Source organism: Sphingorhabdus sp. EL138 (assembly GCF_945890115.1).
In the GTDB taxonomy this organism is placed as follows: domain Bacteria; phylum Pseudomonadota; class Alphaproteobacteria; order Sphingomonadales; family Sphingomonadaceae; genus Sphingorhabdus_B.
Map to the genome: position 1 here is coordinate 75,051 of NZ_CAMDCK010000009.1, position 26,452 is coordinate 101,502.

Here is a 26,452-nt window from a genome sequence, read left to right on the forward strand (position 1 = left end):
TCATCAACTGATGAAAGGGAGAGAGAAATTGACCGCTAATATGCAGACTGTGCTGGAAAAACAGCGCGCAGCCTTCACCGCCGCTATGCCAGAGGCCATGTCGGTGCGCCGTGACCGCATCGACCGCGCGATTGCGTTGCTGATCGACCATGCCGAAGATTTTGCAAAGGCCGTCTCGGCAGATTTCGGCCATCGCAGCCGTGAACAGACGTTGCTGACCGATATCATGCCTTCGGTTAGCGCGATGAAGCATGCCAAGAAGCATTTTGAAAGCTGGGCCAAGGGCGAGAAGCGCAAGCCCACCTTTCCGTTGGGTCTGATCGGTGCAAAGGCCGAGGTCGTGTTCCAGCCCAAGGGTGTGGTCGGCGTCGTTGCGCCTTGGAACTTCCCTGTTGGCATGGTGATGGTGCCAATGGCGGGGATCCTTGCCGCCGGTAACCGCGCCATGATCAAGCCATCTGAATTTACAGAGCGGGTGTCGGCGTTGTTTGAAGAACTTGTGCCCAAATATTTCGCGGAAGAGGAAATGGCGGTTTTCACCGGCGGCGCTGACGTCGGCATGGCATTTTCCAAGCTGGCCTTTGACCATATGATCTTCACGGGCGCGACAAGCGTCGGCAAACATATCATGCGCGCCGCCGCTGACAATCTGGTGCCGGTCACGTTGGAACTTGGCGGCAAGTCGCCGACTATCGTGGGCCGCAGCGCGGATAAGAAAAAAGCGGGCGAGCGGATCGCGTTGGGCAAGATGATGAATGCGGGGCAAATCTGCCTCGCGCCCGACTATCTGTTGGTGCCAAGCGATCAGGAGCATGATGTGATTGAAGCCATTAAGGCCGGCGTCACTGCGCAATATCCGACCTTGCTGCGTAATGACGATTACACATCTGTCGTGAATGGCCGCAATTATGAACGGTTGCAGGGCTATCTCGACGATGCGCGCGAAAAGGGTGCGGAGATCATTGAGATTAACCCAGCCAATGAGGAATTTGCCACGTCCAACGGCAACAAAATGCCGCTGACCATCGTGCGCAATGTTACCGACGATATGAAGGTAATGCAGGAGGAGATATTTGGCCCAATCCTGCCCGTGATGACTTATTCATCGATGGAGGAAGCCATTGATTATGTGAACGCGCATGACCGGCCACTTGGCCTTTATTATTTCGGATCGGACAAGGCCGAGGAAGAACGCGTGCTGACGCGGACTGTTTCCGGCGGTGTTACGGTGAACGATGTGGTCTTCCACAATGCGATGGAAGACCTGCCCTTTGGCGGCGTTGGGCCATCGGGCATGGGCAATTATCATGGCGCCGACGGGTTCAAAACGTTCAGCCATATGCGGGCTGTCTACCGCCAGACCGGCGTCGATGTTGCTGGCATGGGCGGGTTCAAGGCCCCTTATGGCAAGGCTACGCTCAAGACATTGGCAAAAGAGCTGAAAAAATAGCGGAACTGAAGAGATAAGGATGCACTTGCATCATGGCGGAGGCTCGGTTAGAGGGGCCTCCGCTTTGTCGGGTTCGCCTGAAAAAGATGTGCCCCAGTGGTGGAATGGTAGACGCGCTGGATTCAAAATCCTGTTCCGAAAGGAGTGCCCGTTCGAGTCGGGCCTGGGGCACCACTTATTTTCCTGAAATTGCAGATTGCGGCTGTCCCAAACGGGAAACCAACTTTGTTGGTGCTGGCTGCTGCTTAGAATTTGATCATGATCCGCCGAACAAGCGCTGGTGAGATTGAATATATCATCCGTAGAATCTTAACCATGCCGACATTGGCCTCCGGGGCATTGGTCGCAATGGCATCGACGATTTCCGCCGCACATTGCTTGGCCGACATTTTATTGCCGTTCATCCGGCCACGCGTCATCGCGGTGTCTACAACCGGCGGCAGCGCTTCAATCACAACGACGTTGGTGTCGCGTAAGTTATGGCGCAGCGATTGGGTGAAGCTGCGTAAGCCCGCCTTAGTGGCGCAATAAACAGGGCCGCCAGCGCGCGGTGCAATGGCAAGGCCCGAGGTGACATTGACAATCACCGCCTCTTGCCGCTGCAACAAACCCGGCAGGAAATGGCCAATCAGATGCAATGGTGCGTTGAGGTTCAGGAAAACGGCCTGATCTGTCAGCGCAAGATCAAGCGGCTCGCCGGGGCCGAAATTCCCGCTCATCCCGGCATTATTGATCAGCATATCGATGGACCTATCCGCCACAGCAGCGGCAAGGGCCGCGCAGCCAGCGGCGGTGGACAGGTCAGCTTGAATGGCCTCAAAACCTTCCCTGCGTGCCAATGCCAGCGCGTCTTCGCGGCGGCCGCAGACAATCAGGCTTGCGCCTTTTGTCATTAACTGACGCGCGATTTCTAAGCCAATGCCGTCTGTTCCGCCGGTCACCAATGCGGTTTTGCCTGTGATTTTCATGCTATGCTTCCAACCCTTTTCGTTGCGAACATCCGACCTATGACGTGACCTGAGGTGCGGCATCGTCACATGCTTTGTGTAGCCGCCATGCCATCCAAGCCGATATCAGGCACATCGCTGCGCCCAGCAACAACTGGTTGACGATTGTCACGCCTGCGGCGCTCAGCCCCAGCGCAATCAGCGACCCTAATACCATCGCTCCCGAGTTAACGATATTGTTTGCCGCCACAGTCCGTGCGGTCTGGTCCTTGGGGACAGTAGTGGTCAGGAACGCATAAAGCGGTACGACGAACATTCCTCCCGAAACCGCGATCCCGAGCAACGACAGCAGCAGCAGAGCCGCGTCGGGATGTTTCACAAAGCTCGCAATGTCATATAGCTCGCCCGGGCCAATCAGGTGCCAGTTGCGACAGACAAAAAAGAACACGACAACAAACAGTCCCATGACGATAACGCTGGCCGGCGCGTAGCGCGCGGAAACCTGCCCCTTTAGCAAGCGATTTATGGCTACAGAGCCAATCGCAATTCCAACCGAAAATATCGCAAGAAACAGGCTTGCGACTTCCTTGTCGGCGCCCAGCACATTTTTTGCCAGTGGCGGAAACTGGATAAACAACACCGCTCCAATCGTCCAAAAAAAGCTGATTGAGACGATAGCGAGATATAATTTGCGGATATGCATTGTGCTTTTGATAAGATTAATCGACGAACGCAGGATATGCCAATCTAAGCTGGTTTCAACACGCTCGGGTGGAGCGGGTGGCACCTGCCGCCCGGTAAAATAGCCAATGACCGCAACAATTACGACGCCAAGGGCGGCCCATTCGACCTCGATAACGCCGGCTAATATGGTACCGAGCAAAATGGCAATATAGGTCCCGGCTTCGACTAGCCCGGTACCGCCAAGTACTTCGTCCTCTTCCAGATGCTGAGGCAGAATCGCGTATTTTATGGGGCCGAAAAATGTCGAGTGCACGCCCATTGCAAACAGAGCGAGCATCATCAGCGGAATTGCGATCAGGTTGATGCCAAAGCCGATCCACGCCAGCACAAGACCGAGCCCGCCAACCAGCATGATCAGTATCTCGCAAAATTTGACGACACGGATGATAGCAGCCTTGTCGCGCGTGTCAGCCAACTGTCCGGCCACAGCCGACATAAGGAAAAATGGAATGATGAATATGGCGGTTGCGACCGCGCTGAACAAAGCCTCGGCCTTTTCATCATCGTACACACCGTAAACGACAAACAACACCATCGCATTCTTAAACAAATTATCGTTAAATGCGCCCAATAACTGGGTGACGAAAAGCGGCAGAAAGCGGCGCTTGTTCATCAAGGACATTGTTGTGGCCATAAATTTACCGGTTTCCCATGCGGAGCATGCCCCGTGCCTTAGCTGCCGGTGGGAAGCATGGCAAAGCGCATTTCGGTTCGCGGTTAAATAGTCAGGTGATTTTACCTGCGCAGCACGCTATCGGTGCGTCATGCTGAGCCTGCCCAATCTTCTAACTCTATCGCGAATCTTCGCCGTGCCCATTTTGGTTTTCCTGTTGTGGCCGGGGACCAAGCCAATAAGCGTGCAGCCGATGCCGCTCGATTATGCCTTAGCATTTGTGTTGTATTGCCTGATGGGCATCACCGATTATTTCGACGGCTATCTCGCCCGCGCGCACGGGACAGTGTCAAAATTGGGCGTTTTTCTTGATCCCATTGCGGACAAAATCATGATTGCCGCTGTTATCCTGATGTTGGTGTTCACCCGCGATGTGGAGGGGTGGCATGTGATTGCCGCGCTCATCATCTTACTGCGTGAAATGATTGTATCGGGCTTGCGCGAGTTTTTGGCAGGGCTTCAGATTTCGGTGCCCGTGTCCAAACTTGCCAAATGGAAAACGACTTTTCAATTGGTCTCGCTTGGCGGTGTCATTTTGGCTGGGGCGCTGCCGGACTGGATTTTGCTGAAGCAACTGGCGTTGCTGTTGTTATGGATCGCCGCAGTGCTGACGATGATTACCGGCTGGGATTATCTGCGCGTCGGCATAAAGCATATGGATTGACGCCATGAAATTGGTGTATTTTGCGCGTGTGCGCGAAGCGATTGGGCTGTCATCCGAAGAATGCGATGTGCCGCAGGATGCCCGCAGTGTTGGCGATCTTGTGGCTTGGATTTCCGCGCGTTCCGAAGAACATGCCTGCGCATTACAGGACCTTTCACGCCTGCGCTTCGCGTTGGACCAAGAAATGGTTGCGGACGATGCTCTGCTTGGTGCGGCGCAAGAACTGGCGATCTTTCCTCCGGTCACCGGCGGATGAAAATAGTACGGATTAGCAACGCGGCGATCCAGCCCGATGAGGGCTTGGCTGCCCTTGCGGGTCTTGGCGGCGGTGCGGTGTCGAGTTTCACGGGTATCGCGCGCGATGATGGCGGGGTAACCGCGATTGAATTGGAGCATTATCCCGGCATGACCGAGGCAAGTCTTTCAAGCCTCATAGAAGCCGCCACAGCGCGATGGTCGTTGCTGGGCGCCATCATCACACACCGCGTCGGAATTGTGCCTGTGGGCGCTCCTGTGGTCGTTGTCGGCGCCGCTTCGCTACACAGGGCGGCGGCACTGGAGGCAACGGCGTTCCTCATTGACCGGTTGAAGACCGAAGCGCCATTTTGGAAGCGCGAGCATTATGCCGATGGCACTGCAAAATGGGTCGACGCCAAAGCGAGCGATGACGCCCGCGCCGAACGCTGGGCATAATTATGCGGCGTGCAAACCGCGCAGCGCGTCCGCCAGAAGTTCAAACTCCTCACGCCGGGGACTGTTTGTGCGCCAAACAAGCGCTATCTCGCGGGACGCATATTCTGCGTTTAACGGGCGCGCCTGCACATCGGTGCCGTTTAACAATCCCGCTTTAACGGCCATTTCGGGGATGATCGTAATGCCAAGGCCGTTATCGACCATTTGCACCAAAGTATGCAGCGACGTTCCCAGCATCGTGGCAAAGGCGCGTATTTCGGGGCGGTTGCAGGCGGCCAGAGCATGGTCTTTCAAGCAATGGCCATCGACCAGCAAAAGCAGGCGGCTTTCATCGATCAGTTCGGGCTTGATGCTCTCGGGCGGGTCGCGCGGGTCGTCCTTGGGAAATGCCACAAACAAGCGGTCATTAAACAAAGTCGCTTTTTCAATATCGCCAGCGGCAAAGGGCAGCGCCAGCAATACACAATCGACCTGTCCATGATGCAAGGCGTCAATTGCGGCGGCGCTGGCTTCTTCGCGCAAATATAATTTCAGGTCGGGATATTGCTTGCGCAATGCGGGCAATAATTTGGGCAGCAAAAACGGCGCGATCGTGGGAATGACACTCATCCGAAGATCATCGGCCAATGGCGTGCCCGCTGAACGTGCCATTTCCGCCAGCTCCTCTGCTTCACGCAATATGCGGTGGGCCTTGGCTACCATCTTGTTGCCCAGCGGCGTGAAGCGAACAACGCGGCGCGTACGCTCCACCAACATCAGGCCAAGCAAGGACTCTAACTCGCGGATGCCCGCTGAGAGCGTCGATTGCGTGACGAAAGTGGCCTCTGCGGCCTTTCCAAAATGGCCATGCTCTTGCAGTGCCACCAGATATTGCAGCTGTTTTAGGGTTGGAAGATATGTGCTCATAAATCGTTCCTATTAATCAATAGGGAGTATATAATCGTTTTTACCAATTTTTATAGATATAAATATCGGCAAACTGCATCCTTTGCTGGAAAAACCCACCCGAACGTCTTAGCTTGGATACAATCAACGGGTCCGGCAAAGGCCAGAAGTGTCATTATGTTTATTTCTAATCTCATCGACTATCTCGACTCGATCAAAGAACGCGACCCGGCGCCGCGCTCACGTTGGGAGATATTATTATATCCCGGCGTATGGGCCGTGGGCTATCACCGCATCGCGCATTGGTTGTTTTTGGGGCATATGTTTTTTCTGGCGCGGCTGGTCAATCATTTTGCGCGCTTCCTGACGGGTATAGATATCCACCCTGGCGCGAAAATTGGCAGCAATTTTTTCCTCGACCATGGCTTTAGCGTGATTGGCGAAACGGCGGAAATCGGCGACAACGTGACCATGTATCAAAATGTCACGCTTGGCGGGACCAATCCGACGACGGGAATTGGTGGAAAGCGGCATCCGACGATATTGGATGATGTCATCATCGGTTCGGGTGCGCAGATATTGGGGCCCATTACGGTTGGTGAACGTGCGCGTATTGGCGCGGCTGCGGTCGTGACAGACGATGTGCCAGCAGGCGCGACCATGGTTGGTCAAAAAGCGCGTTCGACCTTGGTAAATGCCGAAACCTATGCGCGGGATTTCATGCCATATGGCACGCCCTGCCGCGAAATGTTCGATCCTGCGACGCAAAGCCTTGAGATCATGCAATGCGAGATTGAAAGCTTGCGCAAGAAAGTGGCCGAGTTGATGGCACAGCGCGATGCCGCCTCCAATGTGACGCCTGCCAAGCCGCGTTCAACCAAGGGACGCAAGGTCAGTTGAGCGCCGTCATCACGCCCTTTCCCGGGGTTAGCCGCCACAATCAGGTCGGCTTTGAAAAAAATGAGCTGACGCAGATCCTGAACCTATATGGTCGGATGGTCGCGGCGGGAAACTGGCGCGATTATGCCATTGATTTGGGCCGCGACGCCGCTGTGTTCAGCATGTTCCGCCGCGCGACCGAGCGCCCCGAATATCGCATCGAAAAACGCCCCGCCTTGCGCAACCGCCAAGGCATGTGGGCGTTGGTCGGCGAAGGCGGCGCGATCCTGAAACGTGGCCATGATCTGGGGCCAGTGCTGGCGCCTGTCGAACGCAAGTTGATGAAACTGGTCGACGCATAAAAAAGCCCGGCCAAAGACCGGGCTTTTTAAGATCGCATTGGGATGCCTTAACCGAGGGCTTGCAACGCCTTCATGACGGCGACGGATTGTTCGCCGCCCGATTGCGGCACCGTTTCGCCGGTGCGGTCGATGATCTTGTCCCATGCTGCGGCGAAACCTTCGACATTGCGGTCTTCCTGACGCAACGCGACGCCGGGGGTCATGGTGACATAGGCCGCGTGATAGCCGCCGCCGCCAGCGCCGATGATCATGTTGGTCGGCGCATCTTCGCTGACCAAATAGAGCGCGGCTGGAACGACATTTTCGGGGGTGAATTGTTCAAACAGCCCCTCTGGGAAAATATCTTCGGTCATGCGTGTGCCAGCGACGGGCGCAAGCGAGTTGACGCGGACATTATATTTCGCGCCTTCCAAATGGAGCGTCTTGGTAAAGCCGGCCAGCCCAAGCTTTGCTGCGCCATAATTGGCTTGGCCGAAATTGCCGTACAGACCAGTTGACGAGGTGGTCATCAAGATACGGCCATAGGCCTGGTCGCGCATTATGTCCCACACGGCCTTAGTGCAATTGGCCGAGCCCATGACATGGACCTGAAGCACCAGATCGAAATCGGGCATGTCCATCTTGGCAAAGCTTTTGTCACGCAAGATACCGGCATTGTTGATCAGGATGTGGACGCCGCCAAAGGCCTCTTTTGCCTTTGCCACCATTTCGACCATTTGGTCATATTCGGTAACGCTGCCGCCATTTGCTATCGCTTCGCCGCCAGCGGCTTTGATTTGCTCAACGACCTGCGCCGCTGCATCAGATGTGCCCGTACCGTCGCGTGCGCCGCCCAGATCATTAACCACCACTTTGGCACCGCGCTTGGCGAGTTCAAGGGCATAAGCCTTGCCCAAACCGCCGCCTGCACCCGTCACAATTGCAACCTTGTCTTTAAAACTGATGGTCATAGTCTATCTCCAATAAGCATAACGGACAAAGCCGCCACATTTGCTCGCGTTTTGGCATGGCCCGTCACTTGACGCAAGCGTAAAGCAAGGTTGGAAAAACTGGCACGAACAGAGAATTTAATCCTAGGGTAAGGATCACCAAATTGCCTTCCACGCGTCATCAATGGAGGTTCTAATTCGCAGGCAGCCGCAACGAATTCGCGCTGTTTTGCCAACGCACTTGCAACGCTGATCGGGTTTGGCGTTTCCGCGCGCGGACCGATTTCCTTTTAGACGGCGTCTTGGTCCAACGAATAGCCCGCCGAACGGACCGTCCGGATGATGTCGCTGTCAAAGCCTTCGTTCAAGGCCTTGCGCAGACGGCGGATATGGACATCAACGGTGCGGATTTCGATGTCGCTGTCATGGCCCCAGACGCTATCGAGCAAGCGCTCACGCGAAAAGACATGGCCTGGATATTCGAGGAAATGCTTGAGCAGCCGGTACTCGGTCGGACCCAAAGGCACCTGCTTACCGCCGCGTTTCACCTTATGCGCGACGGTGTCCATTTCGACATCGCCAAAGCGCAAGGCTTCACCAGCCAGAGCGGGTCGGACGCGGCGGAGGACCGCCTTCGCGCGGGCAACGAGTTCACGTGGTGAAAATGGCTTTGTGACATAATCATCAGCACCGATTTCCAACCCGCGGATGCGATCATCTTCTTCACCGCGCGCCGTTAGCATGATGATGGGTACATTGGCGGTGTTGTCCGACTTGCGCAGTTGGCGGCATACTTCGATGCCGGATAAATTCTCCAGCATCCAATCGAGCAACACCAGATCAGGTGTGCGCTCCTTGGCCATCAAAAGCGCCTCTTCACCGTCGCCAGTGTGTTGGACGTCGAACTCCTCACGCTCAAAATGCCAGCGGACCAGCTCGGCAAGGGCACTGTCGTCTTCAACCAATAGCAATTGCGCCTTGGGCATATCTCTCTCCGCTTTAAGCGTCGGGCAGGTTTTCACCCGTTTCGGTAAAATAAATCATTTGCGCCACATTGGTGGTGTGATCGCCAATCCGTTCAAGGTTTTTTGCGGTGAACAGCAAATGGGCCACTTCCGTCGCATTTTCGGGATTTTTGACGACATAAGCAACGAAGTCTACGAACAAATCCTTATTAAGCTGATCCACCACATCGTCGCGCACCGTAACCGCAAGCGCCAGATCAACGTCGCGCTTTGCATAGGCGTCCATCGCGGTGCGGATCATTTCCACGACGATTTCACCCATGCGGCCAAGCTGCTCCATCGCGTCTAATGGAATCTTACCCTGCATTTGCGGCACGCGCTTAGCGATATTCTTGGCATAATCGCCAATACGTTCAATGACCGCCGACATTTTGAGCGCGGCGATGAGTTCACGCAAATCATCCGCCATGGGGGCGCGCAAGGCGATGGTCCGGACGACCAGTCGTTCTACTTCGGTTTCGAGTACGTCGATGATTTTGTCTTCGGCGCGGATGATTGCGGCTGTGTCCGTATCATGCTCGCGCAACGCCTTCATCGCCGCAATGACGGCAGCCTCAGCCCGCGCACCCATTTCCGCAATGAGCCCACGGATTTCATCCATATCGTCGTCAAACGCCGTGATTGTGTGCTTCGTGCCCGTGGTCATATCGCAATTTCCTAACCGTAACGGCCTGTTATATAATCTTTGGTGCGGTCTTCGCGTGGATTGGTAAATATGTCCGACGTTTCGCCAAATTCAATCAAATGCCCCAAATGGAAAAAGGCGGTGCGTTGCGAAACGCGCGCGGCCTGCTGCATATTGTGGGTCACGATGATGATAGCATATTTTCCGCGCAGGTCGTGAATTAACTCCTCGATCCGCGCCGTAGCGATTGGGTCAAGCGCGGAGCAAGGTTCATCCATCAGTATGACTTCAGGATCCACCGCAATGGCGCGGGCAATGCACAGACGCTGCTGCTGACCGCCGGAGAGCGCCGTTCCGCTCTCGCTCAGGCGGTCCTTGACCTCGGTCCACAATCCAGCGCGGGTGAGTGACGTCTCGACGATGTGATCCAACTCGGCCTTACCGCTGGCGAGACCGTGGATGCGTGGGCCATAAGCAACATTGTCGTAAATCGATTTCGGGAATGGATTTGGCTTTTGAAACACCATTCCGACGCGCGCACGCAATTGCACGACATCCATGCCAGATGCATAAATGTCTTCCCCGTCGAGCAGTATCTGGCCTTCCACGCGGGCCCCTGCGACGGTGTCGTTCATCCGGTTCAATGACCGCAGGAATGTGGACTTTCCGCAACCCGAAGGACCGATAAACGCGGTCACATTTTCCCGATCAACGTCGATCGAAACGTCGTTAATGGCTTGCTTGTCGCCATAATATACATTCACATTGCGAGTGGATATTTTGGCTGTTCCCGGGGTTACGCCCACATTGAAGTCCTTTGTTTTCATAGATCACCAACGCGTTTCAAAACGGTTGCGAAGATAGATGGCAAGGGCGTTCATGCCCAACAAGAATATCAGCAACACAATGATTGCGGCGCTGGTTTTTTCAATAAATCCCTGATTGACCTCGTCCGACCAAAGATAGATTTGAACAGGCAAAGCGGTTGTCGCGTCGGTGAAACCTTCGGGTGCAGCCGGGATGAAGGCACGCATGCCAATCATCAGCAGCGGCGCAGTTTCACCCAAGGCGCGGGCCATGCCGATAATAGTGCCCGTTAATATGCCGGGCAGGGCAAGCGGGAGCACATGGTGGAAAACGACTTGCACAGGCGAGGCCCCAATGCCCAACGCCGCCTCACGGATTGACGGTGGCACGGACTTGACCGCATTGCGGCCCGCAATGACGATGACCGGCATCGTCATCAAAGCGAGCGTTAAACCGCCGACCAATGCAGACGAACGCGGCATACCGAACACGGTCAGGAAAACCGCCAGACCCAACAGACCAAAGATGATGGAGGGCACGGCCGCCAAATTGTTGATCGACACTTCAATCATGTCGGTCAGTTTGTTCTTGGTGGCATATTCCTCAAGATATAACGCAGCCAGCACGCCGACCGGGAAAGCGAGCATCAGGGTAATCGCCATGGTCATCAGCGATCCCTTGAACGCGGCCCAGATACCAACCGCCGATGGGTCAGTGGCATCGGCACCTGTCAGGAATGTCCAGTTAAAGCCCGTGCGCAACGCATCTTTTTGCGCCAGCGCGGCAACTGTCTGCTCGGCTGCACGCTCACCATCGCGCTTGAACGCCACATCCAATCGCGAGTCCACGGGCAACCACAGTTGCTGCTGTGATGTGACGAGGCCGGGATTATCCATTAACATCTGCCGCACATTGCCTGCCGCACCACTGGTCAAAAGACCTTCGCTGATCTCGCCATATTGCTGGCTGATGGCAAGTTCAACAATGCCGGGAATATCCATAGAATTAAGCGCGGCATCGGCGTTAGGGCCACTGATTGCAGCAGCGGTTGTGCCGGACGTTAACGCGGGAAAGTCAAAATCGACCGCAATTTCGGTGCGTTGAAAACCACGCAAGCCTTGGCCCAGCATGGTGAAAAGCAAAAAGGCGAGGAACAAAGTCGACAAGGTAACAGCCAGAAAGCCCATGACCTTAAAGCGACGCTCGGCCGCATAGCGCCGCGCGATGCGCTTTTGCATGATTTTGCCGTTCCAGTCGGTGGGCGTCGGATCCATGATGGCTTCACTCATATGCTTCCCGATATTTTTTCACGACGCGCAAAGCGACATAATTGAGGAAGAATGTTGTCACGAACAGCGCAAGCCCCAAGGCGAACGCCGCCAATGTATGCGGGCTTCCAAAATCCTGATCACCGGTCAAAAGTGCAACAATCTGAACGGTCACGGTGGTGATGGTGGCAAACGGGTTAGCGGTGAGGTTCGCCGTATAACCCGCCGCCATTACCACGATCATGGTTTCGCCAATCGCGCGGCTAACGGCGAGCAATACGCCGCCGACAACGCCGGGCAGGGCGGCGGGCAATAATACCTGTTTGATGGTTTCGCTCTTGGTGGCGCCCATGGCAAGGCTCCCGTCGCGCATCGCATTGGGAACTGCAGCAATGCTATCATCGGACATGGACGACACCAACGGTATGATCATCACACCCATCACGATGCCAGCGGCCAAGGCATTGTCGGAGGCCGCATTGCTGACGCCAAGCATGACGGCAAAGTCACGCACAGCGGGTGCCACTGTCAATGCGGCAAAATATCCATATACCACAGTTGGCACACCGGCGAGAATTTCGAGGATAGGCTTCATCCATTTACGCACAGTTGCGGACGCATATTGCGTCAGGAAAATCGCACTCATCAAACCCAATGGAATGGCGACAATCATCGCGATGATCGCGCCGATGAAAATCGTTCCCCAGAATAACGGAATCGCGCCATAACCATTGTCTGCCCCGGGCGTCACAACCGACTTTGGGTTCCATTCAGCACCAAACAGAAATTCAAATGGCGATACCATCGAGAAGAAACGCCATGATTCAAAAATCAACGAGGCAAAAATTCCGAGCGTTGTAAGAATTGCAATCAGTGATGCGACCAGTAACCCGAACATGACAACGCGTTCGACCTTGCTGCGGGCGCGAAAATCGGGCTTTATGCGGGTGAATGCATATGCGCCGCCGGCGAAGAGCAGCAACAATGTCGCGGCAACGCCAATCCATTTATAATAAGACAATGCGCCTTTGTATAAAGGGACGAGCTTTTCGCTCTCATCCTGAAACGCAGCGGTTTGGAAACCTTGTGCAATCGCCCGCGCTTCCGACAAGATCGCCGCGCGCGCAAAACCTTCTTGCGGCAGGTCGGCTGCCGCAGGGGCCGACAGCACCATATTGGTGACCAATGCCGGGGAAATCGACTGCCAGATGAACATGAAAACAAGTGCAGGCGCAATGGCGCAGATCGCGACAAACCAGCCGTGATAATAAGGCAAGCTGTTTACGGTGCCACGCGGACCATTTTTTGCACTGCGCACAAACGCAGCGGCACGCGCACGCCCAGCGATCCAACCAATCAGGCCGAGACCAAGGACAAGGAAGAGCAATGCCGTTCCAGTCATAAACTTAACCATGCTCCCTTGGACCAGATGATCCGAAACCCGTCATACACAACGCCCAGAAATAGCATAGGCTTGGATCAGACGGAGATTCGATCCAAGCCCATAGACGCCATCATTGTTGCACTTTTATTTCAAATCCGCGCCCGTCATTACGGTCAGGCCGTTCGCAGAGTCGCTGGCCGTCTTATAGTCGGCATCGCTTGACGCAATCATACCCAATTTTGTGAGATAACCGCCGACGACACCGCCCTTGAGGAATTCGAGGACGAAATCTTTAATGCCCGGAATTTTATCGACATGCGCTTTTTTTACATAAATAAACATCTTGCGCGCGCCGGGGTAGCTGCCATCCGAAATCGTTGCGATGGTGGGGTTTACCCCATTCATGGTGATGCCATGCACCTTCGATGCATTTTCTTCCATATAGCTATAGCCAAAGATGCCGACCATGTTCGGGTTGGAGCTAAGCTTCTGCACGATCAGATTGTCATTTTCACCCTGTTCCTTGAACGCACCATCATTGCGCACTTCGGTACATATTGCCGTATATTTGTCTTCGTCGCTATCTTTCAACGCCTTGGTCGCGGCATCGGTCTGGCAGCCAACTTCCATGATCAATTCATGGAATGAATCGCGCGTACCAGAAGTCGTTGGCGGGCCATAGGCCGAAATAGGCAATTTGGGCAGGGCTGGGTTGACGTCAGACCAAAGCTTGGCGGTCTGTGGCTTACCAAATGGGTTGGCAGCCAGTGCCTTGTAAACATCGGCGGTGGACAATGCGAACTTCACGCCCTCGTTCGACTGCGCAAGCGCAAGCCCGTCAATGCCAACCTGAACTTCGATAACGTCCTTCACGCCATTTTTCTGGCAGTTATCGAACTCGCTCTTTTTCATGCGACGCGAGGCATTTACGATATCGGGCGTATCTGCGCCGACACCCTTGCAGAACTGCTCAATTCCGCCGCCGGTGCCAGTCGATTCCAATACCGGCGATTTGCGCGATGGGTCTGCCTTTGCAAATGCCTCTGATGCGGCCTTTGCAAATGGGAACACGGTTGAAGAACCCACAATCCGGATTTCCTGACGCGAGCCACCCGCAGCGCCGCCAGTGCTGGCTTGGTCATTACACGCCGACAGCGCGAGTGCACTTACGGCAATAAGCGATAATTTCTTCAACATATTGGCAGTCCCCATAATGGATTTGGCGCGATTTAAACTACACTTTAACGGGCCATTAGCCGACCCGGATGGATGATCAATGACTCTTGTACTACATTATTATGACGGACCCGTTGGCGCAACCGGTAACAATATCGACACGGTCGTACCCTTACCTATCGTGCTGCGGATTTCCAGATGGCCGCGATGCCGATCAACAATATGTTTGACGAGGCTTAAGCCTAAGCCAGTTCCGCCAACTAAGCGGCTTCGCCCAGAATCCACTCGGTAAAAACGTTCGGTTAGGCGCGGCAAATGTTCAGGGGCAATGCCATCTCCCACATCGGCTACAGTAAAATTAATCATTGCGCCAGACCGGGAACGTACCAGTGAGACCGTTACGGGCGTGCCGGCGCGACCATATTTTAGCGCATTGTTCAAAATGTTGCTCGCCAACTGCCGCAATTGTCCGGCGTCGCCCATGACAGGTGGAAGATCTGTCGTCACATCGACCACAATATCTGTGCCACGGTCCTTTTGGCTGTTGCGCAGTTGCTCAACGGTTTCCATGACGATGTCGGAAAAATCGACTGGCGTTTGCGGGGGGTCGTATTTTTCGGCTTCAATCCGGCTCAACGACATCAGGTCGCGAACCAGTGCCTGCATCCGGTCGGTTTCCGTTGCCATGATGCCGAGAAACCGGCTGCGTGTTACTGCGTCATCCCCGGCGGCGGGGTCATCCAGTGTTTCGATGAAACCTTTGATCGCGGCCAGCGGTGTCAACAATTCGTGGCTGGCATTGGCGACAAAATCGACCCGCATTTTTTCCGCGGCCTGTGTTCCGCTGCGATCGGCTAGATGCACAATTTTTTGCAATGGACCCATGGTTTGAATTCGCATGTCCCATAATTGGTTTTTCTGGCCGATGCCTGCGAGCCGAATCGGGTTTCCGCTGTGATGCGCATCTGGGTCTGTCAGCCGTTCAATCGCGCCAGCGTGCCGGAACGCCATGCGCACATTTTGGCCAACAATATTTGCGCCAAGCAAACGTAGCGCCACTTGGTTGGCAGCGGTTACGCGGGCATTTTCTACCATCAAAACGGCATCGGCCGACGAATCGATAAATGCCTGCAACTGTGGATGCGAGCTAATCGCCATGACTTCTGCGTCAGTTGCCGTCGGCTTAGCGGTCTCTTGCGGTGCATCTTCGCGATCATGCGGATCAGCGGCAATGAACAATGCGACCAACAGGGATACGAAAATGACGAGAACGCGCTCGGCGGAACCCGCCATTTGATCAGCGAACATGGCTCCGACAAATGCCAGCGCAAATGCAAATATTATGCGGGGAGACAACCAACTGTTCACTTTGTACCCTGCTGCAACGCCCGTGGGATCGCCACCCATATAGACGCAGCGAGTTGGCGCAAGCAATGGCAAACAGAAAATCGGCTCGACGTCCTTTGCGCTAATGTGATTCCATGCCTTTGAGGCAATCGAGAAGTTCGCCAAAATGGTCAATGATTGCGTCTGCGCCCATATCTTCGACCGGCCCGTGCAAAAACCCGAAACTGACGGCTACACTCGGGACGTTGGCATTCTTGGCCGCCATCATATCGTAAATGGAATCGCCGACATACGCCGCCCTTCCGCCACCGCAGCGTTTGATCATTTCAAAGATGGGTGCGCCGGAAGGTTTGGCATTTTCCTTGCCTAAACTGTCTGCGCCCAAGATGCACCCCATCCGGTGCGCCAAGTTCAGGTCGGTGAGCAATTTGAGGGCGAGGTTCTCGAATTTGTTGGTCACTACCGCATAACGCACACCCATATCGTCCAGCGCATCCAGCACTGCCAATGCGCCATCAAAAGGTCGGCTGTGCACGCAGACATTGGCTTCATAATAAGTAAGCATCTGGCGATAGAGTGGTTTGAAATCGCCATCCGGAATGCCGCCTGTTGCCTCAAGCCCTTGTTGCAACATCAGCTTTGCGCCGCCGCCTATATATTGCTTGACGGTTTCTGGCGAGAGCAGCGGCCTGCCTACGCTGTCCAACACATGATTGACCGCAGCGGTCAGATCGCCGCTGGTGTCCACCAAAGTACCGTCAAGATCAAAACCAATGATGTCGAAAGGAAATTTCAAGCCAAGCTCCCCAATTATGCGTTCGTATTGAGCGTCGTTGATGCGCGTTGAACTTATTGGTGTCTCGACTGCGCTCGACACAAACAAAAATTTCATATGTCCTTGGCTGCAAGTTCTGGAAACTGCAACAATTTGCTGGCATGACAATAGCTATGACTGAATTAGCCGCCATCATTCTCGCCGCGGGCAAGGGCACGCGCATGAAATCCGACCTGCACAAGGTGCTGCATCCCATCGCCGGACGGCCCATGCTGATGCACCTGATGGCTTCGGTCGATGCCTTGAACCCGACCAAGAAGGTCGTGGTGGTCGGCAGCGGTAAGGAACAATTGGAGGCCGCTCTGGCGAGCTCGGCACAGCTTGCAGTGCAAGAACCCCAATTTGGCACTGGCCATGCCGTGCAGCAGGCGCAAGGCGCTCTGGCGGGGTTTGATGGTGATGTCCTCATTCTTTATGGCGACGTGCCCTTTGTGCCGACCGCTACGATGCAGGTGATGGTTGACCGACTTAACGCACCTGATGCGCCGGCGGTGGTCGTGTTGGCGTTCGAGCCAGAGGATCCAACCGGCTATGGCCGCGTAATCGTCGAAGATGGCCGCATCATCAAAATGGTCGAGCAAAAGGACGCGACCGAGGCGGAAAAAGCGGTAAAGCTGTCCAATTCCGGTCTGATGGCGGTGAAGGCGCGCGACCTATTCCCGCTGCTGAATCGCGTCACCGACGACAATGCGCAAAAGGAATATTATCTTACCGATATCGTCAACATCGCGCATGAAGACGGGCGGATTTGCGTGGCTGTCACGACCGAACCCTACAATGTCGCGGGCATCAACAGCCGCGCACAATTGGCGGACATGGAGCAAGCGTGGCAGCAGCGCCGCCGGGCGCAAGCCATGGATGATGGCGCAACTTTAATCGCACCGGAAACTGTCTGGTTTGCGTGGGATACGCAGCTTGGCCGCGATGTCCTGATCGAACCCAATGTCTTTTTTGGCCCCGGTGTGACCGTCGCCGACAATGTAAAAATTCGCGCAAACAGCCATATTGAGGGCGCTATTATCGGCAGTGGTTGCGAAATCGGCCCCTTCGCGCGGTTGCGGCCCGGAACGGTGCTGGAGGAAAAAGCCAGGATCGGCAATTTCGTTGAAACCAAAAAAGCGCATCTGGGCAAGGGCGCAAAGGCCAATCATTTGACCTATTTGGGCGACGCGACGATTGGCGCAGGCGCGAACATCGGCGCTGGCACGATCACCTGCAATTATGACGGCTATTTCAAATATCAAACGGTAATCGGCGAAGGCGCGTTCATCGGCAGCAATAGCGCCCTCATCGCGCCCGTCAAAATCGGCCGCGATGCGATTGTGGCCGCAGGCAGCGCGGTATCCCGCGATGTAGCCGACGGCGAACTCCGCATGGTCCGCGCCGAACAGTTGGTGAAACCCAGCTGGGCAGATCGTTTTCACGATGTGATGCGAAGGAAGAAGAAAGAGGGCAAGTGAAGGATGCTTGATGTCAAAGGCCTAACATCCTCTTTCATTGAGCCTTGGCGCACCTCCAGCTTTGCAGATAACGATCAGGCGCCGTGGCACTTAGTCGGCAACATTGAGGCTTTGCTCAGGCAGCAAATTGCTGGCCTCGACTCTTCATACCAGCGCGTCGACGAGATCGCAGTTCACCGCACCGCGATTATCGAGGCGGGGGCTGTTGTCAAAGGGCCTGCGATCATCGGGCCCAATTGCTTCATCGCTGCTGGCGCTTATCTGGGAGGCGGCGTGTATCTCGAACGAGATTGCATAATCGGGCCGTCGTCTGAACTGAAAACCACAGCTATGTTCGCAGGTTCGAAGCTGGCGCATTTGAACTTTGTGGGCGACTCAATTATCGGTGCCGATGTTAATATTGAAGCCGGTGTGATTATCGCAAATTACCGGAATGAATTGGAAAATCGCAATATTAGGATTGCCTACAGTGGACAGGTAATTGACACGGGCGTGGACAAATTTGGAGCGTTGGTTGGAGACAGAAGTCGGATTGGAGCTAACGCTGTTGTTGCGCCGGGTGCGTTATTGGAACGAGCTTCGATTGTTGGGCGGCTTCAGCTAATCGACCAGAACCCCCAGATTGAATTGACATGATATCATGATATGATATCAATATATCATGACTCGCATCCTTGCCGATTTACCTGATGAAGACATCAAATGGCTCGACCAGCTTGCTGCCGAACAGGGCAAGTCGCGGGCGGCTGTTTTGCGTGAGGCAGTTGAGGCGTATCGCGCGGAAAGTCGTAAAGAGGGCTTTGAGAAATATTTCGGTCTTTGGGAGCGGCACGGCTCGACTGTCGATGGCCTCGAATATGAACGGCAGTTGCGCGACGAGTGGCCGGACATCGGCAACGTTGCGCCGCCCAAAAAGAAACGCAGTGCTGCGTGAGCGAGCGTTTTTTCGACACTAATATTGTTATCGACATGCTGCACAATCGGCCAGCGGCATGGGCAGAGGTGCGCAACGTCACCCGCGCATGGATCAGCCGAATGACTTGGATTGAGGTGATGTCGGGTGTTCCCGATGATGCGGCAACCGAGACTGAAGAATTTTTGCGTCTTTTCGCAATGAGCGAGATCGACGAGGAAATTGCGCGACGTGCGGCGGCGCTTAGGCACCAGCGCAAGTCGTTGAAATCTCCTGATGCCGTTATCCTCGCTTCGGCGCAGGTGACAGGGCGCATTCTCGTTACACGAAATACGAAGGATTTTCCGGCAGAAATGCCGGGCATCAGAGTCCCCTATGAAGCAGATTGGGAAACAAAATAAATGTGCGGCATTATCGGAATTGTTGGCAAATCGCCCGTCTCGGATCGGCTCGTTGATGGGCTGAAGCGGATGGAATATCGGGGCTATGACAGTGCCGGTGTCTGCACTGTGTTTGACGGCCAACTCATCCGCCGCCGCGCGGAGGGCAAGCTGGCCAATCTCGTCAACGTGCTCAAGACCGACGATGCGGCTGGAAATATTGGCATAGCGCACACCCGTTGGGCCACACATGGCGCGCCGACGACGAGCAATGCGCATCCGCACGCAACGGGCGAAGTGGCGCTTGTGCACAATGGTATCATCGAAAATTTCAAACAATTGCGTGACGAACTCACTGCGCGCGGGCGGACGTTTGAAAGCGAGACCGATACGGAGGTTGTGGCGCATCTGGTGTCCGAGCAGGTCGAGGCTGGGCATTTGCCCACGGATGCGGTGAAGGCTGTGCTGCCGCGTCTGCGCGGCGCGTTTGCCCTTGCGATTGCGTTCCGGCAATTTCCTGATTTCTTGATCGGTGCGCGGCTCGGCAGCCCGCTGGTCGTCGGCTATGGCGATGGCGAGACTTATTTGGGTTCGGACGCACTTGCCCTTGCACCACTGACGCAAAAAATCGCCTATCTGGAGGAAGGTGACTGGGTGATTGTGACGCGCCAAGGCGCGCAGATTTTCGATAAGGACAATAATCCGGTGGAGCGCGAAATCACCACCTCCGGCGTGTCTGCGGCGCAGATCGAAAAGGGCAATTACCGCCATTATATGCAGAAAGAGATTTTTGAGCAGCCGACCGTGGTCGCGCAAACACTCTCCAGCTACATCCGCCCGTTGGAGCAAACGGTTGCCCTGCCACAGATGGATTTCGACTTGGCGGGCGTCAAACGCATTACCATCGTCGCCTGCGGCACGTCTTTTTATGCGGGGATGGTTGCTAAATATTGGTTCGAAACCTTCGCCCGCGTGCCTGTTGATATCGATGTCGCGTCGGAATTCCGTTATCGCGACCCCGTGTTGGAGGAAGGCGGCCTTGCGCTGTTCATCTCCCAATCGGGTGAGACCGCAGATACGCTGGCGGCTTTGCGCCATTGCAAGGACAATGGGCAGACTATCGCGGTTGTCGTCAACGTGCCGACATCGAGCATGGCGCGTGAGGCGGACCTTCTGCTGCCCACGCATGCTGGCCCCGAAATCGGCGTTGCGTCGACCAAGGCGTTTACATGCCAACTTGCGGTATTAGCTGCCCTTGCGGCGCATCTGGCACTGGTGAAGGGCAAGTTGAACGCAGAGGAAGAACGCGAAATCGTCCGGCATTTGATTGCGGCGCCAGCTGCGCTGAACGCCGCTTTGACCCATGATGAAGAGATTGCCGCTATGGCGCACCTTATCGCGCCTGCGCGTGACGTGCTCTATCTTGGCCGTGGCCCGGATTATCCATTGGCGATGGAAGGCGCGTTGAAGCTCAAGGAAATCAGCTATATCCATGCCGAGGGTTATGCCGCAGGCGAAATGAAGCATGGGCCAATCGCGTTAATCGACGAAGCCGTGCCCGTCATCGTTCTTGCGCCCAGCGGGCCGCTGTTTGAAAAAACCGTGAGCAATATGCAAGAGGTCCGCGCACGTGGTGGTAAGGTCGTGTTGATATCCGACGCCGAAGGCATCGCCGAAGCTGGCGAAGGCTGCCTCGCTACCATCGAAATGCCGACCGTCCACCCGTTGATCGCGCCGTTGGTCTATGCCGTGCCTGTCCAATTGCTTGCCTACCACGTCGCTTGCGCCAAGGGCACGGATGTGGACCAGCCACGCAATTTGGCGAAGTCTGTTACGGTGGAGTGAGTTTGCGCAAAAATCGCGCCGCCGACTTTTGTTGAGTATTAGGGTTGCTCAGAGCCCAAGCGGCTTTATGGATTGTGTATGAGTACGCCCGCCAAAATGATCGTCATATTTATCCTATTGTGGGTGGGGGTGCATTTGTTGCTCTATGGATATCTGCGGCGCCGGATCGCCGCTGCGAAGCGTGACAAGGATCCGGAGGCATAGCTTGATTTGCCATTTTCGCATGCCTATAGCGGGAGGGTAAAAACAAGCGGTCCTAACGGGCCGCTTTTTGGCTTTTGGAATATGCCAAATATTTGGTCGGAAGGAAGAAAACCATGTCGATTACGCCTTTGATGCCCGTCTATCCGCGCTGTGGTTTTCGGCCGGTGCGTGGTGAGGGCGCTTGGCTGATTTCTGAAGACGGCAGCCGCGCGCTCGATTTTGCTGCGGGTATTGCGGTAAATTTGCTTGGCCATGGCCATCCGCATCTGACCAAGGCCATTCAGGATCAGGCTGCAACGCTGATCCACGTATCGAACCTTTACGGCAGCCCGCAAGGCGAAGCCTTTGCCCAAAGGCTGGTCGATACCACCTTTGCCGACACGGTGTTCTTTACCAATTCTGGCGCTGAGGCTGTTGAGTGCGCGATCAAGACTGCGCGCGCTTATCATCAAAGCCAGGGCAGTGACCGGTTCGAGATTATCACTTTCAAGAACGCCTTTCACGGCCGGACGATGGCGACGATTTCGGCGAGCAATCAGGAGAAGATGCACAAGAGCTTCTTGCCATTGCTAGAAGGCTTCAAATATGTCGATTTTGACGATTTGGAAGGCGCAAAGGCCGCCATCGGACCAAAAACTGCCGCGTTTCTGGTTGAACCCATTCAGGGCGAGGGCGGCGTTCGGCCTGCCTCAGATGCATTCATCCAAGGCCTGCGTGCCGTGGCGGATGAACATGATATCATGCTGATCCTGGATGAGGTGCAATGCGGTGTGGCGCGTTCAGGCACGCTTTATGCTTATGAACAATATGGCATCATTCCGGATATCATGGCGACGGCCAAGGGCCTGGGCGGCGGTTTTCCCGTCGGCGCATGCCTTGCCACCGAAGCGGCTGCGCGCGGCATGGTCGTTGGCACGCATGGGTCGACTTATGGTGGCAACCCGTTTGCGATGGCGGCCTGTCAGGCGGTTTGGGATGTCGTCGCGAACGAGGAATTTCTGGCGCAAGTGCGGTCGACTGGCGACAAATTACGTTCAACGCTTGAGCAGTTTATCGGCAATTATCCGGATTTGTTTACTGGGGTGCGCGGCAAGGGATTGATGCTTGGCGTGATGATGACACATGAAACGCGTGCCTTTGTCGCCCACTTGCGGGATAATCATGGGCTGTTGCTGGTGGCGGCGGGTGACAACACCTTCCGCGTGCTGCCGCCGCTGAACATCGGTGATGCCGAGATTCAGACGTTCATGGAAAAGCTGTCGGCGGGTGCCGCCAGCTACCAAATGCCACAAGCGGCATGACGCGCCATTTCCTGAACTTGCGCGACGCCGGCGGCGATGCAGTTGCAGCGATGCTGAACGACGCCATAAGTAGAAAAAATGCACGCGCTGGCTGGCCAAAGGGCAAATCAGATGCCGATGCGCCGCTTGCTGGGCACACGCTGGCGATGGTATTTGAGAAAAATTCCACCCGCACGCGCACATCGTTTGAAATGGCGATGAAGCAATTGGGCGGTGATAGCATCTTCATGGCATCGGGCCAGATGCAGCTTGGCCGTGGCGAGACCATTGCCGACACCGCGCGGGTATTGTCCCGCTATGTCGATGCCATCATGATCCGGACTGATGATCATGCAAAGGTCGAGGAACTGGCCCATCATGCAAGCGTGCCCGTCATCAACGGCCTGACCGATCTGTCGCATCCTTGCCAGATCGTTGCTGACCTGTTGACGGTTATGGAGCATGGAAAGGCGTTGCCCGGCCTTGAAATTGCATGGCTTGGCGATGGCAATAATGTGTTGAATTCGGTGGTTGAGGCAGCTGGGCTGTTCAAGTTTAATGTGCGTATTGCGGTCCCGGAAGGCTATGAAAGCGACAGTAATTTTATGGATGTCGCAAGGGCTGCTGGAGCTAACATCACGCTCACCCGCGATGCCGGCGAAGCGGTAGCGGGCGCCGATGTTGTTGTAACCGACACATGGGTATCCATGGGACAAGAGCATGCGCATGATAAGATAGCGGCGATGATGCCCTATCAGGTGAACGAACGTCTGATGGCTTTGGCAAAAGCTGACGCGAAATTCTTGCACTGCCTGCCGGCGCATCGCGGCGAGGAAGTCACCGATGCTGTGATTGATGGGCCGCAGTCTGTCATATGGGATGAAGCGGAAAACCGGCTGCATGCGCAAAAGTCGATTTTATTGTGGTGCCTTGGAAAATCATGATGCCAGAACAACCGGAAACATTGTCCAACCAGCCCTTGCGCTTTTCCATACCGGCGCGGGATGCGCGCGGACGGCTGGTGCGTCTGGACGATGTGCTGGGTGAGATTTTGGCGGCCCATGCTTACCCTCCGGTGATTGAGCGGACGTTGGCCGAAGCTTTAGTTTTGACTGCGCTGCTTGGTGCTTCGTTAAAGGAGCCGGGCAGCCAACTCACGCTGCAGACGCAGACGGAAAAAGGTGCAATCCGGCTATTGGCCTGCGACTATAAGGATGGCGCATTGCGCGGCTATGCGCAGTTTGATGCCGCGACTGCCGCCACCCTGCCGCAGGATTCGACGCTATCTGGCATCTTCGGACAGGGCTATCTTGCGATCACTTTTGACCGGATGAAACCCGCGAGCGAGGGTGGCGGCCGTTATCAGGGAATTGTCCCGCTTGAAGGCGAGACGCTCGCCGATGCGGCGCAGAATTATTTCGTACAATCCGAACAAATCCCGACCTTCATTCGCGTTGCTGTGGACCATATTGATGGCCGCTGTGTTGCGGGCGGCCTGCTGGTGCAGCATTTGCCCGAGGGGGAGGAAGGACGCGAGCGGTTGCATGTGCGGCTCGACCATCCTGAGTGGGAACATATCGAAGTCATGTCTTCGACCATCGCTGACGCCGAGCTTGCCGACCCGGCGCTTCCGCTTGAGGAAATTGTCTGGCGCTTGTTTCATGAAGAAAAAGAAGTACGCATTGAGCAAGGCGATTGTCTGTCAAAGGGTTGCCGCTGCGATCCCGTGCACATCCGCGATGTCATTGCCAAATTTCCTGCCGTTGACCGCGCCGAAATGGCAGATGATGCCGGAGACATCGTCGTTGACTGTGAATTTTGTTCGCGCCGCTTTCCGATAAGCCTTGCCAGTTTTAACAATTGAACCGCGCATCAACGACGGCAGCGTCGTTTATGGTTTATGCGCTACATATCATCGTGCAAAACATCACAAATGATGTTATATAGATAGCGAAAAATAGGTCGCTTCGCTGTATAATATTGGTTTGCGGATAGAAGCTTATGAACAATATTTTCCGTCTTTATGCCTTCCCCGGTGCGCTTTTGCTTTCGCTGGCGGCGGCGGGGGTTGCAAAACCAGATGGCAATATGGCTTTGCTTGATTCACTTGATCGGGGATTGTGGCAATTTCGACCAACGGTCGGCAGTGTGCCGACTACCAAAATCTGCCTCGGTAAATCGGAAAGCCTCACCCAAATCCAACATAGTGGCTTAGTGTGCGCACAATATGTCGTGCGTGCGAGCGAAAATTCCCTAACGGTCAGTTACACCTGCGAAGGGCATGGTCAGGGGTTGACGGTTATTCGTAAGGAAACAAACCGGATCATCCATATCCAATCGCAAGGCATTCGCAATAATGCGCCATTTTCGTTTTCAGCCGAGGGCCGCAAAACTGGTCCGTGCTGAAGGGTAATTTCAGAACGCAGCTATGCCAGTAATGGCGCGGCCCAATATAAGCGCGTGCACGTCATGCGCGCCTTCATAGGTGTTGACTGTTTCTAGGTTCGCCATGTGGCGCATAACCTGATATTCCTCGCTAATGCCGTTGCCGCCATGCATGTCGCGCGCGGCACGGGCGATATCGAGCGCTTTACCGACATTGTTGCGCTTAACGATAGAAATCATATCGGGCGCAAGCTGGCCTTCGTCCATCAGGCGGCCAACGCGCAAGGATGCCTGCAGCCCCAAGGCAACATCCGTCATCATGTCAGCCAGCTTCTTTTGATATAGCTGGGTGGCGGCAAGCGGTTTGCCAAATTGGTGACGATCAAGGCCATATTGTCGCGCCGCGTGCATGCAGAATTCTGCTGCACCCAAGGCGCCCCAACTGATGCCGTAGCGGGCGCGGTTGAGGCAACCGAACGGGCCTTTTAGTCCCTGTACATCGGGCAGCAACGCATCTTCGCCGACTTCGACATTGTCCATCATGATCATGCCAGTCGTCGATGCGCGTAACGACAGCTTCCCCTGAATTTTCGGCGCAGTGAGGCCCTTCATCCCCTTTTCAAGAACAAAGCCGCGAATGCCGCCGCCATGTGCTTCGGATTTTGCCCAGACGACAAAGACATCGGCAAAAGGTGCGTTGGAAATCCATGTTTTCGATCCGTTGATGACATAGCCGCCGTCAACCTTCTTAGCGAAGGTGCGCATGCCCGCAGGGTCCGATCCCGCGTCTGGCTCGGTCAAGCCGAAGCAGCCAATCAGCGTGCCCGCAGCCAGCCCCGGCAGATATTTGCGCCTTTGTTCTTCCGATCCAAAAGCATAGATGGGATGCATCACGAGTGACGACTGCACCGACGCCATTGATCGATAGCCCGAATCGACGCGCTCAATCTCGCGCGCGATTAGCCCGTAAGCGACATAAGATGCGCCAGCGCCGCCATATTCGGCTGGGATGGTCGCGCCAAGCAGGCCGGTCTGTCCCATTAACGGGAACAGTTCCGGCGCGTCACATTCCGTTCGGTAAGCATCGATCACGCGCGGCTGTAATTCGCTTTGCGCGAAGGCGCGCGCGCTATCGCGGATCATGCGCTCGTCTTCGGTCAGTTGGTCCTCTAAACGAAAAGGGTCAGACCAATCGAATGCTGCCAACTCGGCCATTTTTGTCTCCATCGGGAAGGCTAACTGAATAGCGATCTGCGTCCTGTGTGCCTTTATAAGCGTGCGGGCGAGACAGC

At 55.2% G+C, this 26,452-nt stretch carries 29 protein-coding genes and 1 tRNA gene; 17 read left to right on the top strand and 13 right to left on the bottom strand.

Going from position 1 to position 26,452, the window contains the following annotated elements; translation table 11 throughout:
• Positions 1–40: 40 nt before the first annotated feature.
• On the top strand, positions 41–1,450 hold the full coding sequence (locus Q0O07_RS05935; protein ID WP_295491629.1) for a coniferyl aldehyde dehydrogenase: 1,410 nt from the start codon (positions 41–43) through the stop codon (positions 1,448–1,450).
• Between the two features lie 90 nt (positions 1,451–1,540).
• Positions 1,541–1,624: transfer RNA gene (locus tag Q0O07_RS05940), tRNA-Leu, on the top strand.
• A 71-nt stretch (positions 1,625–1,695) separates the two neighbouring features.
• On the opposite strand, the gene Q0O07_RS05945 is transcribed toward Q0O07_RS05940, so the two are convergent.
• Both Q0O07_RS05945 and Q0O07_RS05950 read right to left on the bottom strand, forming a co-directional pair.
• Positions 1,696–2,418: an SDR family oxidoreductase gene (locus Q0O07_RS05945; protein WP_295491531.1), complete on the bottom strand. Its 723-nt coding sequence runs from the start codon at positions 2,416–2,418 to the stop codon at positions 1,696–1,698.
• Positions 2,419–2,455: 37 nt separating this feature from the next.
• Entirely contained in the window at positions 2,456–3,775 is a 1,320-nt protein-coding gene (locus Q0O07_RS05950; RefSeq protein WP_295491533.1) for an MFS transporter, read from the bottom strand.
• 130 nt (positions 3,776–3,905) lie between these two features.
• Between Q0O07_RS05950 and pgsA the strand changes: the two genes are divergently transcribed.
• Genes pgsA through Q0O07_RS05965 form a run of 3 tightly spaced genes read left to right on the top strand, consistent with a single transcriptional unit; the run spans position 3,906 to position 5,171 of the window.
• A complete protein-coding gene (pgsA, locus tag Q0O07_RS05955; RefSeq protein WP_295491536.1) occupies positions 3,906–4,478 on the top strand; it encodes a CDP-diacylglycerol--glycerol-3-phosphate 3-phosphatidyltransferase in 573 nt (190 codons plus the stop codon).
• Positions 4,479–4,482: 4 nt separating this feature from the next.
• Positions 4,483–4,734, top strand: a complete 252-nt coding sequence (gene moaD / locus Q0O07_RS05960; protein ID WP_295491540.1) for a molybdopterin converting factor subunit 1 — start codon at positions 4,483–4,485, stop codon at positions 4,732–4,734.
• Complete coding sequence (locus Q0O07_RS05965; protein WP_295491543.1) at positions 4,731–5,171, top strand: molybdenum cofactor biosynthesis protein MoaE; 441 nt, start codon at positions 4,731–4,733, stop codon at positions 5,169–5,171. Before moaD ends, Q0O07_RS05965 begins: the two co-directional genes overlap by 4 nt.
• Here Q0O07_RS05965 and Q0O07_RS05970 read toward each other — a convergent pair whose 3' ends face one another.
• A complete protein-coding gene (locus tag Q0O07_RS05970) occupies positions 5,172–6,077 on the bottom strand; it encodes a hydrogen peroxide-inducible genes activator (RefSeq protein ID WP_295491546.1) in 906 nt (301 codons plus the stop codon).
• A 156-nt stretch (positions 6,078–6,233) separates the two neighbouring features.
• Here Q0O07_RS05970 and epsC point away from each other — a divergent pair, with 156 nt between their 5' ends.
• Complete coding sequence (gene epsC, locus Q0O07_RS05975) at positions 6,234–6,956, top strand: serine O-acetyltransferase EpsC (protein ID WP_295491549.1); 723 nt, start codon at positions 6,234–6,236, stop codon at positions 6,954–6,956.
• Complete coding sequence (locus Q0O07_RS05980) at positions 6,953–7,297, top strand: DUF2794 domain-containing protein (RefSeq protein WP_295491551.1); 345 nt, start codon at positions 6,953–6,955, stop codon at positions 7,295–7,297. Before epsC ends, Q0O07_RS05980 begins: the two co-directional genes overlap by 4 nt.
• A 47-nt stretch (positions 7,298–7,344) precedes the next feature.
• Here the strand turns inward: Q0O07_RS05980 and Q0O07_RS05985 are convergent, their stop codons facing one another.
• From Q0O07_RS05985 to Q0O07_RS06025, 9 genes are all read right to left on the bottom strand, one after another.
• The gene (locus Q0O07_RS05985) at positions 7,345–8,247 is read right to left on the bottom strand and encodes an SDR family oxidoreductase (RefSeq protein ID WP_295491554.1); all 903 of its coding nucleotides are present in this window, start codon (positions 8,245–8,247) and stop codon (positions 7,345–7,347) included.
• A 269-nt stretch (positions 8,248–8,516) separates the two neighbouring features.
• A complete protein-coding gene (gene phoB, locus Q0O07_RS05990) occupies positions 8,517–9,212 on the bottom strand; it encodes a phosphate regulon transcriptional regulator PhoB (RefSeq protein WP_295491557.1) in 696 nt (231 codons plus the stop codon).
• A gap of 13 nt (positions 9,213–9,225) precedes the next feature.
• Positions 9,226–9,897 carry a phosphate signaling complex protein PhoU gene (gene phoU / locus Q0O07_RS05995; RefSeq protein ID WP_295491560.1) on the bottom strand — a complete coding sequence of 224 codons (672 nt, stop codon included), beginning with the start codon at positions 9,895–9,897 and terminating at the stop codon, positions 9,226–9,228.
• 11 nt (positions 9,898–9,908) lie between these two features.
• Positions 9,909–10,703 (bottom strand): phosphate ABC transporter ATP-binding protein PstB, encoded by a 795-nt coding sequence (gene pstB / locus Q0O07_RS06000; protein WP_295491563.1) that lies wholly within the window; start codon positions 10,701–10,703, stop codon positions 9,909–9,911.
• Between the two features lie 3 nt (positions 10,704–10,706).
• A complete protein-coding gene (pstA, locus tag Q0O07_RS06005) occupies positions 10,707–11,972 on the bottom strand; it encodes a phosphate ABC transporter permease PstA (protein WP_295491566.1) in 1,266 nt (421 codons plus the stop codon).
• Complete coding sequence (pstC, locus tag Q0O07_RS06010; RefSeq protein ID WP_295491632.1) at positions 11,965–13,353, bottom strand: phosphate ABC transporter permease subunit PstC; 1,389 nt, start codon at positions 13,351–13,353, stop codon at positions 11,965–11,967. Before pstC ends, pstA begins: the two co-directional genes overlap by 8 nt.
• Before the next feature lie 126 nt (positions 13,354–13,479).
• Positions 13,480–14,532, bottom strand: a complete 1,053-nt coding sequence (locus Q0O07_RS06015; RefSeq protein WP_295491569.1) for a substrate-binding domain-containing protein — start codon at positions 14,530–14,532, stop codon at positions 13,480–13,482.
• Between the two features lie 99 nt (positions 14,533–14,631).
• Positions 14,632–16,032 carry an ATP-binding protein gene (locus tag Q0O07_RS06020; protein ID WP_295491572.1) on the bottom strand — a complete coding sequence of 467 codons (1,401 nt, stop codon included), beginning with the start codon at positions 16,030–16,032 and terminating at the stop codon, positions 14,632–14,634.
• Positions 15,980–16,654 (bottom strand): HAD hydrolase-like protein, encoded by a 675-nt coding sequence (locus tag Q0O07_RS06025; protein WP_295491575.1) that lies wholly within the window; start codon positions 16,652–16,654, stop codon positions 15,980–15,982. The genes Q0O07_RS06020 and Q0O07_RS06025 overlap by 53 nt, the downstream gene beginning before the upstream one ends.
• A 152-nt stretch (positions 16,655–16,806) precedes the next feature.
• Here Q0O07_RS06025 and glmU point away from each other — a divergent pair, with 152 nt between their 5' ends.
• From glmU to Q0O07_RS06075, 10 genes are all read left to right on the top strand, one after another.
• Positions 16,807–18,153: a bifunctional UDP-N-acetylglucosamine diphosphorylase/glucosamine-1-phosphate N-acetyltransferase GlmU gene (gene glmU, locus Q0O07_RS06030; protein ID WP_295491577.1), complete on the top strand. Its 1,347-nt coding sequence runs from the start codon at positions 16,807–16,809 to the stop codon at positions 18,151–18,153.
• A 3-nt stretch (positions 18,154–18,156) separates the two neighbouring features.
• The gene (locus Q0O07_RS06035) at positions 18,157–18,789 is read left to right on the top strand and encodes a DapH/DapD/GlmU-related protein (RefSeq protein WP_295491580.1); all 633 of its coding nucleotides are present in this window, start codon (positions 18,157–18,159) and stop codon (positions 18,787–18,789) included.
• Positions 18,790–18,814: 25 nt separating this feature from the next.
• Positions 18,815–19,087 (top strand): ribbon-helix-helix domain-containing protein, encoded by a 273-nt coding sequence (locus Q0O07_RS06040; protein ID WP_295491583.1) that lies wholly within the window; start codon positions 18,815–18,817, stop codon positions 19,085–19,087.
• Positions 19,084–19,467 (top strand): type II toxin-antitoxin system VapC family toxin, encoded by a 384-nt coding sequence (locus Q0O07_RS06045; RefSeq protein ID WP_295491586.1) that lies wholly within the window; start codon positions 19,084–19,086, stop codon positions 19,465–19,467. Before Q0O07_RS06040 ends, Q0O07_RS06045 begins: the two co-directional genes overlap by 4 nt.
• Positions 19,468–21,291, top strand: a complete 1,824-nt coding sequence (glmS, locus tag Q0O07_RS06050) for a glutamine--fructose-6-phosphate transaminase (isomerizing) (RefSeq protein ID WP_295491588.1) — start codon at positions 19,468–19,470, stop codon at positions 21,289–21,291.
• Positions 21,292–21,369: 78 nt separating this feature from the next.
• The gene (locus Q0O07_RS06055) at positions 21,370–21,495 is read left to right on the top strand and encodes a hypothetical protein (RefSeq protein WP_295491591.1); all 126 of its coding nucleotides are present in this window, start codon (positions 21,370–21,372) and stop codon (positions 21,493–21,495) included.
• Between the two features lie 113 nt (positions 21,496–21,608).
• Entirely contained in the window at positions 21,609–22,796 is a 1,188-nt protein-coding gene (locus Q0O07_RS06060) for an aspartate aminotransferase family protein (protein ID WP_295491592.1), read from the top strand.
• Positions 22,793–23,719 carry an ornithine carbamoyltransferase gene (argF, locus tag Q0O07_RS06065; protein WP_295491594.1) on the top strand — a complete coding sequence of 309 codons (927 nt, stop codon included), beginning with the start codon at positions 22,793–22,795 and terminating at the stop codon, positions 23,717–23,719. The genes Q0O07_RS06060 and argF overlap by 4 nt, the downstream gene beginning before the upstream one ends.
• On the top strand, positions 23,716–24,639 hold the full coding sequence (locus tag Q0O07_RS06070; protein ID WP_295491597.1) for an Hsp33 family molecular chaperone HslO: 924 nt from the start codon (positions 23,716–23,718) through the stop codon (positions 24,637–24,639). Before argF ends, Q0O07_RS06070 begins: the two co-directional genes overlap by 4 nt.
• A gap of 137 nt (positions 24,640–24,776) precedes the next feature.
• Positions 24,777–25,181: a hypothetical protein gene (locus tag Q0O07_RS06075; protein ID WP_295491600.1), complete on the top strand. Its 405-nt coding sequence runs from the start codon at positions 24,777–24,779 to the stop codon at positions 25,179–25,181.
• A 9-nt stretch (positions 25,182–25,190) separates the two neighbouring features.
• On the opposite strand, the gene Q0O07_RS06080 is transcribed toward Q0O07_RS06075, so the two are convergent.
• Positions 25,191–26,375, bottom strand: a complete 1,185-nt coding sequence (locus Q0O07_RS06080) for an acyl-CoA dehydrogenase (protein ID WP_295491602.1) — start codon at positions 26,373–26,375, stop codon at positions 25,191–25,193.
• Positions 26,376–26,452: the final 77 nt, after the last annotated feature.